This window comes from Microbacterium sp. UBA7513 (assembly GCF_002478345.1).
Taxonomy (GTDB): Bacteria; Actinomycetota; Actinomycetes; order Actinomycetales; family Microbacteriaceae; genus Microbacterium.
The window spans coordinates 25,822-38,986 of the sequence record NZ_DLNJ01000008.1 but is presented as its reverse complement, the minus strand read 5'-3'; the positions used below and the strand labels follow the sequence as shown (position 1 = coordinate 38,986).

Below are 13,165 nucleotides of genomic sequence, written 5' to 3'. Positions count from 1 at the left end.
ATGGCTGGCCCTTGCGGCCGCTGTCTACGTCTTTGTCGCGCCCCTGCCGCGCGATTCCCGTCACCGTTGTGCCGTAGAGGACGCGGTCACCCAGCACATCGACGAGTGGGGTGAGGTACTCACTCACCCACTCCGCCCCCGTCGGGTAGCCGTTTGCCGGCGCCGTCCCGGTCGGCTCGAGCAGGCGACGCGCTGCAGTGTCGGTGAGCTCCGGCCAGCCTGAGAAGAGGCGTGCATGACCCCACTCGGACACGGCAGCACCAGCGGAGGAGCCACGCTCGACGACCACGTCATCGACGCCACGTTCGGTTAGATGGGCGGCTGCAGCCGGATGGCCAGCCCAAGCCCGTCATCGATCACGATGGCATCCTCGATCAGTTGCTCGATTCTCAGCGTCAGGACGGCGCCTTTGACTACAGGCGCGCAAAGTCCTGAGCGTCCACTCGCCCAGAGCTATCCGAGGAGCATCGAAGGCATCCGCGGGGCCGCCTCGCTGGCTTAGCGGACGAGGCGTGCGATGGCCTGGGATGCTTCAGTGATCTTGGCCTCGGCAATGTCTCCGCCTGCACGTGCGGCGTCGGTGACGCAGTGGCGGAGATGGTCTTCGAGAAGACCGACAGCAACGCCCTGGAGTGAGCTCGTCAGCGCTGAGATCTGGGTGAGGATGTCGATGCAGTACTTCTCCTCGTCGACCATGCGGTGGATGCCGCGGGCTTGTCCTTCGATCCGTTTGAGACGGGCGAGATAGCGGGCTTTGTCGGTGATGTAGCCGTGTTCGCCGTGTTCGCCGTGTTCGCAGGCGGTGTCGGACTCGACCTGGTCGGTCTCGATGGTGTCGGTCATCGTGGTCTCCGGTTCTGGATTGGTTATCGGTTGAGGATCGCGCGGGCCGTGGTTTCCGGGCGAAGGTCGAGTCGCCGCAGGAGCTGCGCGTTGAGGGCAACCACGATGGTGGACAGGGACATCAGGATCGCCCCGACCGACATCGGCAGCACGAACCCGATGGGGGCGAGGACGCCGGCGGCGAGGGGTACGGAGATCAGGTTGTAGCCGGCGGCCCACCAGAGGTTCTGCTTCATCTTCCGGTATGCGGCGCGGGACAGTTCGATGACGGAGAGCACCGAGCGGGGGTCGTCGCTGGCGAGGATGACTCCGGCAGAGGCGATGGCAACGTCCGTGCCGGCGCCGATCGCGAGCCCGACATCGGCCTGGGCGAGGGCGGGGGCGTCATTGACGCCGTCACCGACCATCGCGACCTTGCGTCCCTCGTTCTGGAGCTCCTGCACCTTCGCGGCCTTGTCCTCCGGTCGGACGCCGGCGAAGACACGGTCGATGCCGAGGTCCTCGGCCACGGTGTGCGCGACGGCTTCGGCATCGCCGGTGATCATCACGACCTGCACACCCAGCGCGTGCAGTGCATCGACGGCTTCGCGCGATTCCGACCGCACCTCATCGGCGAGCTTGAGAGCGCCGATCACACGGCCGTCCTGAACCACGTGGAGGATGATCGCACCGTCATTGCGCCACCGCTCGGCAACGGGCAGCTCCTGCGCATCTTCCTCGGTGAGCAGGTGCGGTCCCCCCACCCGTACAACGGTCCCGTCGACGGTCGCGGTGACGCCGACTGCGGGAGAGGAGGTGAAGTCCGAGCTGCGGGGCACGTCGAGGTGACGGTCGGCGGCGGCGCGGACGATGGCCTTGGCGAGCGGGTGTTCACTGTCGGCCTCCGCGGCGGCGGCCAGGGCGAGCACCCGGTCGGTGTCGTTGCCTTCGACGACTGAGACCTCGGAGACGGTCGGTTCGCCCTTGGTGAGGGTGCCTGTCTTGTCGAACAGCACGGTGTCGACGGTGCGCATGCTCTCCAGCGCGAGCCTGTCCTTCACGAGTACGCCACCGCGTGCGGCGCGTTCGGTGGCGATGGAGACGACCAAGGGGATTGCGAGACCGAGTGCGTGGGGGCAAGCGATGACGAGCACCGTGATGGTGCGGATGACGGCATCATCGGGAAGCCCAACGAGCGTCCACACGATCGCCGTGATCACGCCAGCGCCGAGAGCGAACCAGAACAGCCAGCCTGCCGCCGTGTCGGCAAGGCGCTGCGCGCGCGAGGACGAGCTCTGTGCTTCGGTGACCAGGCGTTGGATGCCGGCGAGAGTGGTGTCGTCACCGGTGGCGGTAATCTCCACGCGCAGCCCGGAGTCGGTCGCCACAGTTCCGGCCGTGACCTGGTCATCGATACCGCGCGTCACGGTGCGGGACTCGCCGGTGACCATTGACTCGTCCATCGACGCGCGACCGTCGACGATGCGACCGTCGGCGGGGACGCTGCCCCCGGGGCGAACGATGACGACATCACCGACGACGAGTTCGGCAGGCGAGACCGTCACGACCTGGTCACCTTCGACGCGTTCTGCTTCGTCGGGCAGGAGCGCGGCCAGGGAGTCGAGAGCGGACGTGGTCTGCGCGAGGGACCGCATCTCGATCCAGTGCCCGAGCAGCATGATCACGATGAGGAGCGCGAGCTCCCACCAGAAGTCGAGCTCGTGGTGCAGCAGGCCGAGGCTCGCACCCCAAGAGGCGATGAACGCAACGGTGATGGCGAGTCCGATGAGGAGCATCATCCCGGGCTTGCGGTCGCGGATTTCGCTGACAGCACCGACGAGGAACGGCTTTCCACCCCAGATGTACATCACTGTTCCCAGTACCGGGGACACCCAGGCCAGGCCGGGAATGTCGGGGAGGGTGTAGCCGAGGATCATCGCGAACATGCCCGACAGCGCGACGGTGGGGACGGCGAGGATCAGCATGATCCAGAACAGGCGACGGAACTGTCCGACGTGGTCGCCATGCCCCGCATGACCCCCGTGTCCACCGTGAGCGTCGTGTCCACCATGTGCGTCATGGCCGGCATGCTCGCCGTGACCCTGGTGGCCCATCGGCGCGCCGCTTCCGTGCGGTGCAGTATCGGGACCGTCGTGGTGCACGGCGGTGTCGTGGTGAGGGGTGTGGACGGGGGGGTCTTCTGTGGCCGCGGCGGGGACCGATGGGGTGTGCCCGTGCGCTGCGTGTTCGTGGGTGTGATCAGCGTCGTCGCTGTGTGGCTGGCTCATGAGGCTATCCTCCTCGGAAACGATGAAGCTGTGCGGGGCGATCCGTGTGCCGCCCCGCACAGGTGAAGCGATGTCAGGCTGCGGTCACGTACTTGGCGGGGTCAGCGTCGAACAGGGGGCCGCAGGCGGCGCAGCAGAAGTAATAGCGGGTGCCCTCGTAGTCGCGGTAGAGGCCAGCGGCTTCAGCGTCCGCTTTCACGACGGTGCTGCCGACCATCACGGGGCATTCGGCGAGCTGTTCGGCGGACGGCGCGAGGAGGTCCTTGCGTCCGTCGGCTGGGACAGAGCCGTGGCTGTTGTGGCTGCAGCAGGATCCGGAATCAGACATGTGTGTTCCTCTTTCGTGATTTCAGTGGGTTCCGACGGTTGCGTTCCGCGTCGCATGATCACGCGGTGCGGGCGCGGCGGTCGGGGATGGGTCCGCCGCCTGGCTGCGGAACGTGCGCAGGCGGAGGCTGTTGCCGACGACGAAGACGCTGGAGAACGCCATCGCGGCGCCGGCGAGCATGGGATTGAGCAGACCGAGGGCTGCCAGCGGGATGGCGGCGACGTTGTAGGCGAAGGCCCAGAACAGGTTGCCCTTGATCGTGCCGAGCGTCTTCCGAGACAGACGGATCGCGTCGGCCGCGCTGCGCAGATCGCCGCGGACGAGCGTGATGTCGCTGGCCTCGATCGCCACATCGGTGCCCGTGCCCATGGCCAACCCCAGGTCTGCCTGGGCGAGCGCGGCCGCATCGTTGACGCCGTCTCCGACCATCGCCACGACCTTGCCCTCGCGCTGCAGCCTGGTGACCACGTCGACCTTGTCTTTCGGGAGCACTTCGGCGATGACCTCATCGATGCCGACCTCAGACGCGATCTGCTCGGCCACGGCACGGTTATCTCCGGTGAGGAGCACCGGTGTCAGTCCCAGCGCCTTCAGCTGCCTGATGGCTTCGGTGCTGGTCGGCTTGATGGTGTCCGCGACGATGAGCACACCGCGTGCTTCCCCGTCCCACCCCACGGCGACCGCGGTCTTGCCCTGACGCTCTGCTTCGCTCTTCGCGGCGGCGAGATTCTCGGGAAGGCGCTGGGACCAGTCCTCGAGAAGCGACTCGCGGCCGACAAGGACGGCGTGCCCGTCGACGATGCCCTGCACTCCCTTGCCCTCGATGTTCGCGAAACCCTCGGGTGTCGGAAGCGTGCCGACCTCTTGGACTGCGGCTTTGGCGATGGCCTGCGCGATGGGATGCTCGGAGGCGTCCTCCACCGCACCCGCCAGGCGCAGCAGCTCGCCGCGGTCGACGCCGTCAGCGGTGAACACGCCGGTGAGCGTCATCCGCCCTGTGGTCACCGTCCCGGTCTTATCCAGAACGACGGTGTCCACCCGTCGCGTCGACTCGAGAACTTCCGGACCCTTGATGAGGATGCCCATCTGCGCGCCGCGGCCCGTGCCCACCAGCAGTGCGGTGGGCGTGGCAAGGCCCAGGGCGCACGGGCAGGCGATGATCAGCACCGCGACCGCGGCGGTGAACGCCGCCGCGGCAGGGAATCCCGCGCCGAGCCAAGCGCCCAGCGTGGCGATGGCGATCGCGATGACAATGGGCACGAAGATACCCGACACCCGGTCGGCGAGGCGCTGCACCTCGGCCTTGCCCGATTGGGCGTCCTCGACGAGCTTCGCCATCTGCGCCAACTGGGTGTCCGACCCGACCCTCGTCGCCCGGATGACGAGCCGGCCACCGGCATTGACCGTCGCCCCCGTGACGGAGTCTCCTTCGCCGACCTCGACCGGCACGGATTCACCGGTGAGCATGGACGCGTCGACCGCGGAGGTGCCGGAGACGATCACACCATCGGTGGCGATCTTCTCGCCGGGCCGTACGACGAACTCGTCGCCCTCTCGCAGGTCCGCGATGGGAATGCGGGTCTCGGCGCCGGCGCGAAGCACAGCAACATCCTTCGCTCCCAGCTCCAACAGCGCGCGCAGGGCGGCGCCCGCCTGCCGTTTCGCCTTCTTCTCGAAGTAGCGTCCGGCGAGGATGAACATCGTCACCGCGGCACCCACTTCGAGGTAGATGTTCGCCGCCCCGTCCGACGGTGCCACGGTGAGCTCGAACGGGTGGGTCATCCCGGGGACGCCGGCCGTGCCGAAGAACAGCGCGTAGAGCGACCACAGTAAGGCGGCTATCGTCCCCATCGAGATGAGCGTGTCCATGGTCGCCGCACCGTGCCGGAGATTCGTCCACGCTGCCTTGTGGAAAGGCCAGGCCGCCCAAACGATGACGGGGCCGGCCAGGGCGAGTGAGAGCCACTGCCAGTAAGTGAACTGCAATGCGGGGATCATCGACATCGCAATCACAGGAAGGGTCAGCACGATGGAAGCGATCAAACGGTTCCGCAGGCTCACCAGCTCCCTATCCGGAGCGTCCTCACCGTCGACTACCGCGGACGGCTCCGGTGAGGGAAGGGCGGCCGTGTAGCCGGTCTTCTCCACCTCGGCGATCAGCAGCGCCGGGTCGAACCCGTTCGGTGCGGTGACCTTCGCCTTCTCCGTCGCATAGTTCACGGTGGCGGTGACACCGTCCAGCTTGTTGAGCTTCTTCTCGATGCGCATCGCGCACGACGCGCAGGTCATCCCGCCGATCTCCAGCTCCACGCTGGACGCGGCTGCTGACTGCGTATCCGTCATGATGTCTCCTCGATCCTTCTTGCAACTCGATGCGCACTGAGCGGGTCAGTGCCCGTCGTGCTCGGCGTCGTCTTCGGTGTCCGCCTGGTCGCCGGTGGCGGGGGTCGCCTCGAGTACGAACTGTGCGGTGTGGACCTGTCCGTCGACCTGGAAGTCCAGGTACAGCAGGTAGCGGCCGGTGGTGGGTGTCTCGGCGGTGAATTCCACCTCGGGGCCGGCCAGATCGCCCGGCTGTGGTTCCTCGCCGCGCGCGTGCACATGCAGATACGCCAGGTCGCCATCGCGCAGGGCAACGAGGTGGCCGAACGCACCGAGGTACGGCTCCAGCACCGTGACGGGTTCCCCGTCCCGAGAGACCTTGACAGTCAGTTCGCTTCCAGTTCCGGCGACCAGGTCGCCGCTGACGGTCACGTCGAAGCCGTCGACCGTGTCGCTTGTCTTGACGGCGACCTCGGGCTCCGGTGTCAGCTGCCCCGCCACATCGACGGTGCGGGAGAGCGTGGCGCTCACCCCCTCAGAGGTGAAGTCCGCATACAGCCGGTACGTTCCCGCGGTATCCCAGGACCATGGCAGCGACCAGACCCCGGTCCTCGGGTCGAGTTCGGGGTGCACGTGACGGTATTCACGCCCGTCGTTGCGGACCACGATCAGGTGCAACTGCTTATCGTGGGCCTCGTCGAAATCGGTGATCGGGACACCTGAGGGATCGCGGATGTCGAAGGAGAGTTCACCGTCCGTCTCGACGTTCGCCGGCGCCTGTACGGGGCTCATTGTGAATCCCGATGCCGCGCTCATCACTCCACTCACCCCCATCTCCTGATCGTCTTTCGTGCCAGCAGCATCCTCGGGCGCTTGCGCGTCATGCGAGGAATGCCCGGCGTCCGCCCATGCGGTCACCGTGCTGTCGGGCACGAGTGCGCCCGCGGCGGCGAAGGCGGCGCCGAAGACAACGACAAGGCCCGCGCCGTAGAGGCCGAGGCGGCCCGGGGCGTTCATGAGAGTCGGACCGCCTCGTACCCGGCCTCATCGACGGCCGCGAGCACGGCCGCGTCATCCACTGCGGAACTCGTCGTGACGAGAAGCCGGCCGGTCTGCGCACTCACTTCGATGTTCTCGACGCCGGGGACCTGGCTGACCTCGCCGCGAACAGCGACCTCGCAGTGGCCGCAGCTCATCCCGCTCACCTGGTACTCGCTCGTGCTCATGATGGCTTCCTTCCCTCGATTCGGAATACCCCGGTAGGGTACTGGTATGCCTAACCATATACCCACCCAGGGTATTCCGGTCAAGGGGGTGAAGGGAGCTTCTCATGGATAAGACCAGCTCGGATGTGCTCATCGTCGGCGCGGGCGCCGCGGGTCATTCTGCGGCGGTCACGTTGCGGCGCAGCGGTTTCGACGGGTCGATCCGGATCGTGCATGCGGAGCCGTTCGCCCCGTACAACCGCACGCTGGTGACCAAGGGCATCCTTCGTGGCCTGCTCACCCCGGAGCAATCCGCGCTGCCTGCCTTGGACTCGATCGATGTCGAGACGATCCCCGGCAGCGCTGTCGGGATGGAAGAGCGGGGCATCTTGCTGCACGATGGCAGACGGCTGATATTCGCAACGGCTGTCGTGGCGACCGGCGCCGCCCCGCGTCCCCTGCAGGCGACAGGCGTCAGCGAGGGGGTCTTCACGCTGCACAGCGCGTCCGACGCGCTACGCATCCGAGGGCATGCGGGTCCGACGTTCGAAAGGCGGGTTGTCACTGTCCTCGGTGCCGGGCTGGTCGGAGCAGAAGCAGCAAGCTACCTTGTGAGCGCTGGTGCCAGAGTGCATCTCGTCGCGCGCTCCGAAATCCCCTTGGCGCACAGCCTCGGGTTGCCGATCGCCACCCGGCTCCGCGATCTGCACGCTGCGCACACGGAGTTCCATCCAGGCCGGACAGTGCGCTCCATCTCGGCTTCCGGAAGCGGGGGTGACGTACTCCTCGATGATGGGACATCTGTATCGTCAGACGTGATCGTCCTCGCCCACGGAACAGTTCCGGCTGTCTCATGGATCCGCTCAGACGGTGCCGCGATCGAGGTCGATGACCGGCTCCGTGCCAGGACGATCCCGGCAGTGTATGCGGCCGGTGGGGTCGCCGCTCATGTCGGTCCCGACGGTTCGCTCTATCGTATGGATCATTGGGATGATGCGGTGGCACAAGGGGCTCACGCCGCCCGAGCGCTGCTTCATGATCTGCACGGCGGGGACGATCCTGGCCCGTACCGGCACGTTTCCGGGTTCACGGTGAATGTGCACGGCGTCACGCTGAGTGGAGCGGGCGTCGTCTTGCCGCAGGCGACCGCGGAAACGACGTCATCGGCCGGCGGCGGCCTCGTCTCGACCTTCAGGACCGCCGACGGCAAGAGGGCGGGTGCTGTCGGGTGGTCAGCGGCAAGGGAAATCCTGGCGGTCAAGCACGAGCTGGCAGGCGGCTTCTGAGTGTGCACAGGATCGATGTCGGGCACACAGGCGGCGGTGCTAGCGTCGTGAGGAACAGGAAGGATCGAGGATGCAGGTGACGGTTCGCGCCACAAGCCCGCAGTTGTCGCTGCGCACCCTGCTGATGCTCGGCACCGCGGCCGTCCTGATCATCGTCGGCCTCCTGGGCATGCACACCTTCACCGCGGAACCTGCCGGGCACGGCTCCTCGGGCGTCGCCCATTCCGCATCGACAGTCGCTCACGTTCCGGACGCCACGGCGAGCCTCGACGACGGTGGTGCCGCTGCCTGCGACGGGCCGTGCCACGTGACCACCGGACAAGGGCAGGGTCACGACGACATGGTCACCGCCTGCGTACTCGCGTTGCTGGCCGGCCTTCTGCTCCTCGTCCCACCGACGTTTGCCCGACGCTCCGGCATCTCCCTTCGCGAGGTGACCAGCTGGTTGCGGTGGGAAGCGACCGATGCCCTCCCTCGTGGCCCCTCGTTGACGGTTCTTTCGATCAGTCGAACTTGAGTATTCGCACGCCGACCCAACTGTGGGCGGCCCTGCGGCGCCCGTTGGCGCCGCCGCTTCAGCGAACTCTCATACGACTTACGAAGGAACGACCATGAACAAGAAGATCCCCCTCGCACTCAGCACCGGCGCTCTCACCCTCGCCCTGGTACTGACCGGCTGCGCCGACACCGGCACCGCGCCGTCCGGTACCAGCAGCTCACCGTCCGCGTCGACGTCCTCGTCGGCCTCAACCGAGGCTGACGAGATGTTCGTCACGATGATGATCCCTCATCATGAGCAGGCCATCGAGATGTCGGACATTCTGCTGGCCAAGGACGGCGCGGACCCGCGGGTGGTCGAGCTCGCCGAACAGATCAAGGCGGCGCAGGGCCCGGAGATCGACAAGATGCTCGGGTGGCTCGAGGACTGGGGTGTGGAGTACGACCCCGATTCGATGGGCGGCATGGACCACGGCTCCATGGGCGGCGACGACAGCATGATGTCCGAAGAGGACATGACCATGTTGGAAGACGCCGACGCGACCGAGGCCAGCCGTTTGTTCCTCGAGCAGATGATCGTGCACCACGAAGGCGCCGTCGACATGGCACAGACGGCGCTTGACGACGCGCAGAACCCGGACGTCCTCGAGCTCGCGCAACAGGTGATCGATGACCAGACGGCGGAGATCGCCACGATGAAGGACCTCCTCGGAGAACTGTAGAACCACGCGGGGCGGGCCGATTCCCGAACGACCCGCCCTGCGTTTCCCGCGCGATCGCCCCGCGCGAAGACCGACCCCGCGGCGCGCTCCCTGCTGCCCGCGTCACAAGCCTGGCCACCCTCCTGGCCGCTACCCGGAAACCATCATGAAACGATCATTTCTTCTCGCCGCCGCAACCATCCCCGTGCTGACGCTCGTCATTACGGGCTGTACTGCCGCGCAGTCCGACGAGCCCGATGCGACACCCCGCATCGACCACATCCACGGCATCGCCGAAGACCCCCGCGGTGACGATCTGCTCGTCGCCACGCACAACGGCATCTTCACCGTCACACCGGACGGGAACGTCTCCGGACCCGTCGGCGGCCATGACTTCGATGCCATGGGATTCACTGTCACCGGCGACACCCTGTTCGCCTCCGGACACCCCGGAGAGCAAACCCCGGCCGAGCTGGGATCCCCGAACCTCGGCATCATCCGTAGCGATGACTATGGCCTCAACTGGTCGCCCATCGCCCTGAACGGAACAACCGACTTCCACGTCCTCACCGCCAGCCCCGACGGAACCCTGTACGGCATCGCTTCCAGCCAAATCGACCTGCTCTCCAGCACCGACAACGGAACGAACTGGACCACCCATGCCCCTCTAGCGGCAGCCGACCTCGCCGCCACAGAGTCCGGGCTCTATGCCGCCACCGAAGAAGGACTGCTCGTCAGCACCGACGGTGGCGACACCTTCACCCCCGTCCCCGAATCACCCCTGCTCTACGCCCTCGTAGCACGCACAGACGGCACACTCGTCGGCGCCGGCACCGACGGGGTCCTCTGGGCCCAAGATCAGAACGGGACGTGGCAGCAGCTGGGGCCACTCGACGGAGCCGTTCAAGCCCTCAGCACCATCGATGACCGCATCATCCTCGTCGATGACCGAGGCATCGTTGGTGTCACTGTCGACGGCTTCACCGTCCTCAGCCCGGCCCGGTAACCGCAGCCCACTCACGAATCCACCATGAACGAACACAAGAATCCGTTCCGGAACTTCGTCTTCTTCATCACCGCGGCAACGATCGCCGTCGTCCTCCTCGCCTTCGCCACCTACCTCGCGATTGGAGCGATCCTCTGATGTCGCCGGACGCACGATTCGATCCGCTCCGCCTGTCCGCGCTCAGCCATCGTTCCGCACCGAGCAGGCCGCCACCTCGCCCGTCGCGTGCGTACCGACTGCACCGCCGACTTGTGCGGTTAGGGATTGTGCTCCTGGCAGCCGGACCCGCGCTCGTCCTGATCCATCTGAGCACCGATACACAATACGGAAGCCACAATGGCACTTGGTGGACGTACACGGTGGCGAGCTACGACGTCGCCATCATCACCACGATCATCGGGGTAGCACTGGTCTGGCGATCGCCGCCGGCCTCCGATGAACGGCGTGAATGACTGGCCGAATCGCGGCGTCAAGAGACAGGGACATCCCAACGTCTCATGACCTTGTCGATCTCGACGAGGCCGGCGAAGCGGGCAACGTCGCGTCCACCCATGACGCGGTTCCGAGCGAGCTTCGCCGGGAACTGCTTCAGGGGAGGGATCTCGGTCTCGTGTTGCGGCGAGGGTCTGGCGTTGAGCCTGGACGGTCGCCGCTAGCGCACGCCGGAACGGAGCCACTGATCGTGTAGCAGTTGGCTCATCGCCACGCGTGGTGTCAGGTCACCGTGTCGAGCTCCACGCCGTAGTCATCGGCGTTCTGCGTTATCGGCACGAATATCGAATCATCCCCGGCGTACTCAGCGAGCTCCGGCGGGCAATCGAGATCGCCGATCGAGAGCGCACGTTCAGGTGGCAAGAGATGGGCTTGTTCGAAGCCCTTGCCCGAGGGTCGACGATTCGGTAGCCGTCAGCGAGACTGGCGGAGATCGAGGCCGAGGGCAGACTCGGACCGCAGATCATCGGCCCCTCGATTGCGGGGCATCCAGCTCAAGAAGGGCGGTATCCATGACCGACGCATCCACTCCCCCAAGCGACACCGTCAACGATCTGACCAACCCACCCGTGCCGCCGGGAGCCTTGTTGCTGGAGCTCGTGCCGGTTCCGGTCACCGACATCGAACGAGCAAAGACCTTCTACCGAGACCAGCTCGGCTTTCGGCTCGACGTCGACATCAACCCAGAGCCCGGCGTCCGCATCGTCCAGCTCACGCCACCGGGTTCGGCATGCTCGATCACCCTGGCCGAGGGCCTGCCCACGCTCGACATGCCTCCGGGGACCCTGCGAGGGCTGCACCTGGTGGTCGCCGACATCGAGGCATCTCGTGCCGAACTGGTCGAGCGCGGCGTCGAGATCAGCGAGGTCGAGGACCTCGGCGGAGTGTTCTACGCCTTCTTCGCCGACCCCGACGGCAACACCTGGTGCCTGCAGCACATGCCCTGGCGATAGCTACGACGCCGGCGAGGGCGCCGGGGTCGGTTTGATGCGGCGGGTCGGCACACGCAGGAGGACGAGCGCGACAAGGTAGATGCCGCCGACGACGATCGCGATGTCGGCGACGTTGCCGATGAACAGATCGAAGTAGCCGATGAAGTCGATGACGCCACCGCGTGCCAGGCGGTCAGCGGCATGACTGATCGCACCGCCGAGGACCAGGCCCAGCCCGATTGCCCACCAGAGCGATCCCACCCGCCACAGGTAGACCGTGATGGCGACCGCGGCGGCAGCGGCGAGGAGTCCGAGCAGCCAGGTGAAGTCGGTGCCGAGGGAGAACGCGGCGCCACGGTTGACGGTGAGTTGGAACTCGAGAACCGGTGGCAGGACGTCCTTCGATTCTCCGCCCGAGAGCGCAGAGGCGGCCCAGATCTTGGTCCATTGGTCGACGGCGACGACGACCGCTGCGATGGCCAGCCCGGCGAGGAAGGACCAGCGCACTCCCGAGCGTCGGTTCGTGGTCGGTGACGTCACTGTGCAGTTCCCTCTTCGTGCGATAGCTCGTGCCGGGCCGGTTTTCGGTTACCGGCTTCACCAGACTATTCGCTGGGCTATGGCCGAGAGGTCAGGGCTTCGACGCCAGTCACACTTTCACGGGGAACGTCGCCAAGATGACCACACCGATGACAGCGAGAGTCAGGCCCAGAATGAAGAAGGTGCGCCGGCGCCATTCGGCGCGCTGGTTCTGGGACAGCGCCGCGAAGAACAGCACGAGCGCGAAGAGCACGGTGAGCAGAGCGTAGTTGTCTCCGCGCTGGTTGTTCACGAGTGCTTCGTCGAACTTGGCGTCCGCGCGCGCGTGCAGGTCTTCCGCTTCCTCGGTCCCCGGCGGAATGTACTCCTCCCTGGCGAGGGGCCCCTGGGATACGCGCCCCTCCGCCGTCCAGGCGTCGAACGCGATCCGGAACTCGTCCGTGAAGCGTTCCTCGATGAAGGTGACGAGTTCCTGGTCGTCGTCTGCGGTGGCGAGCACCCATTCGGTGTAGATGGTCAGATCGTATTGGCGCGCCGCTTGGGCCCTGCTTTCGGCGGAGGCGGCCTGGACACGTGCGCTGGACGCTTGGCTGAAGGCGATAGACATCTCACCGCCCCATTTCGACGCCTCGAATCCGCACCATGCGGTGATGACCGCGGTTATGGACAGCAGCACCACCGTGGCCACCTCCAACCACCGGCCGGGATGAGTGACTTTCTCGGTGGCGTCCATGCGCGCCGTCTT

Annotated in this window: 13 protein-coding genes; 5 read left to right on the top strand and 8 right to left on the bottom strand. The window is 66.4% G+C overall.

Annotation, left to right across the window (positions count from 1 at the left end; all coding sequences use genetic code 11):
* Positions 1-498 precede the first annotated feature (498 nt).
* The 6 genes from B2W79_RS04545 to B2W79_RS04520 form a co-directional block, all read right to left on the bottom strand.
* Positions 499-843: a metal-sensitive transcriptional regulator gene (locus B2W79_RS04545; protein WP_029266204.1), complete on the bottom strand. Its 345-nt coding sequence runs from the start codon at positions 841-843 to the stop codon at positions 499-501.
* Positions 844-866: 23 nt separating this feature from the next.
* The gene (locus B2W79_RS04540) at positions 867-3,110 is read right to left on the bottom strand and encodes a heavy metal translocating P-type ATPase (protein ID WP_371511043.1); all 2,244 of its coding nucleotides are present in this window, start codon (positions 3,108-3,110) and stop codon (positions 867-869) included.
* Between the two features lie 73 nt (positions 3,111-3,183).
* Entirely contained in the window at positions 3,184-3,438 is a 255-nt protein-coding gene (locus B2W79_RS04535; protein ID WP_029266198.1) for a YHS domain-containing protein, read from the bottom strand.
* 21 nt (positions 3,439-3,459) lie between these two features.
* Complete coding sequence (locus tag B2W79_RS04530) at positions 3,460-5,781, bottom strand: heavy metal translocating P-type ATPase (protein WP_029266196.1); 2,322 nt, start codon at positions 5,779-5,781, stop codon at positions 3,460-3,462.
* Positions 5,782-5,826: 45 nt separating this feature from the next.
* Positions 5,827-6,777, bottom strand: coding sequence for a hypothetical protein (locus tag B2W79_RS04525; protein ID WP_029266194.1), 951 nt, complete (start codon positions 6,775-6,777; stop codon positions 5,827-5,829).
* Complete coding sequence (locus B2W79_RS04520; RefSeq protein WP_029266192.1) at positions 6,774-6,986, bottom strand: heavy-metal-associated domain-containing protein; 213 nt, start codon at positions 6,984-6,986, stop codon at positions 6,774-6,776. Before B2W79_RS04520 ends, B2W79_RS04525 begins: the two co-directional genes overlap by 4 nt.
* A gap of 104 nt (positions 6,987-7,090) precedes the next feature.
* Between B2W79_RS04520 and B2W79_RS04515 the strand changes: the two genes are divergently transcribed.
* The 5 genes from B2W79_RS04515 (at position 7,091) to B2W79_RS04495 (ending at position 11,901) form a co-directional block, all read left to right on the top strand.
* On the top strand, positions 7,091-8,251 hold the full coding sequence (locus tag B2W79_RS04515) for an FAD-dependent oxidoreductase (RefSeq protein ID WP_051667917.1): 1,161 nt from the start codon (positions 7,091-7,093) through the stop codon (positions 8,249-8,251).
* A 70-nt stretch (positions 8,252-8,321) separates the two neighbouring features.
* The gene (locus B2W79_RS04510) at positions 8,322-8,768 is read left to right on the top strand and encodes a DUF6153 family protein (RefSeq protein ID WP_029266188.1); all 447 of its coding nucleotides are present in this window, start codon (positions 8,322-8,324) and stop codon (positions 8,766-8,768) included.
* A gap of 94 nt (positions 8,769-8,862) precedes the next feature.
* Positions 8,863-9,471: a DUF305 domain-containing protein gene (locus B2W79_RS04505; protein ID WP_029266186.1), complete on the top strand. Its 609-nt coding sequence runs from the start codon at positions 8,863-8,865 to the stop codon at positions 9,469-9,471.
* A 145-nt stretch (positions 9,472-9,616) separates the two neighbouring features.
* Positions 9,617-10,456 (top strand): F510_1955 family glycosylhydrolase, encoded by an 840-nt coding sequence (locus B2W79_RS04500; RefSeq protein ID WP_029266184.1) that lies wholly within the window; start codon positions 9,617-9,619, stop codon positions 10,454-10,456.
* A 1,004-nt stretch (positions 10,457-11,460) separates the two neighbouring features.
* Positions 11,461-11,901 (top strand): VOC family protein, encoded by a 441-nt coding sequence (locus B2W79_RS04495; protein WP_036331298.1) that lies wholly within the window; start codon positions 11,461-11,463, stop codon positions 11,899-11,901.
* Here the strand turns inward: B2W79_RS04495 and lspA are convergent, their stop codons facing one another.
* Entirely contained in the window at positions 11,902-12,420 is a 519-nt protein-coding gene (lspA, locus tag B2W79_RS04490; protein ID WP_081859717.1) for a signal peptidase II, read from the bottom strand.
* A 109-nt stretch (positions 12,421-12,529) separates the two neighbouring features.
* Positions 12,530-13,153 carry a hypothetical protein gene (locus B2W79_RS04485; RefSeq protein WP_051667916.1) on the bottom strand — a complete coding sequence of 208 codons (624 nt, stop codon included), beginning with the start codon at positions 13,151-13,153 and terminating at the stop codon, positions 12,530-12,532.
* Positions 13,154-13,165 lie beyond the last annotated feature (12 nt).

Bases quoted from the DNA above. Each gene is read 5' to 3' on its own strand.
- B2W79_RS04525 (WP_029266194.1), bottom strand. From the start codon at position 6,777: ATGAACGCCCCGGGCCGCCTCGGCCTCTACGGCGCGGGCCTTGTCGTT.
- B2W79_RS04535 (WP_029266198.1), bottom strand. From the start codon at position 3,438: ATGTCTGATTCCGGATCCTGCTGCAGCCACAACAGCCACGGCTCTGTC.
- B2W79_RS04495 (WP_036331298.1), top strand. From the start codon at position 11,461: ATGACCGACGCATCCACTCCCCCAAGCGACACCGTCAACGATCTGACC.
- B2W79_RS04500 (WP_029266184.1), top strand. From the start codon at position 9,617: ATGAAACGATCATTTCTTCTCGCCGCCGCAACCATCCCCGTGCTGACG.
- B2W79_RS04510 (WP_029266188.1), top strand. From the start codon at position 8,322: ATGCAGGTGACGGTTCGCGCCACAAGCCCGCAGTTGTCGCTGCGCACC.
- B2W79_RS04505 (WP_029266186.1), top strand. From the start codon at position 8,863: ATGAACAAGAAGATCCCCCTCGCACTCAGCACCGGCGCTCTCACCCTC.
- B2W79_RS04515 (WP_051667917.1), top strand. From the start codon at position 7,091: ATGGATAAGACCAGCTCGGATGTGCTCATCGTCGGCGCGGGCGCCGCG.
- B2W79_RS04485 (WP_051667916.1), bottom strand. From the start codon at position 13,153: ATGGACGCCACCGAGAAAGTCACTCATCCCGGCCGGTGGTTGGAGGTG.
- B2W79_RS04540 (WP_371511043.1), bottom strand. From the start codon at position 3,110: ATGAGCCAGCCACACAGCGACGACGCTGATCACACCCACGAACACGCA.
- B2W79_RS04545 (WP_029266204.1), bottom strand. From the start codon at position 843: ATGACCGACACCATCGAGACCGACCAGGTCGAGTCCGACACCGCCTGC.
- B2W79_RS04520 (WP_029266192.1), bottom strand. From the start codon at position 6,986: ATGAGCACGAGCGAGTACCAGGTGAGCGGGATGAGCTGCGGCCACTGC.
- B2W79_RS04530 (WP_029266196.1), bottom strand. From the start codon at position 5,781: ATGACGGATACGCAGTCAGCAGCCGCGTCCAGCGTGGAGCTGGAGATC.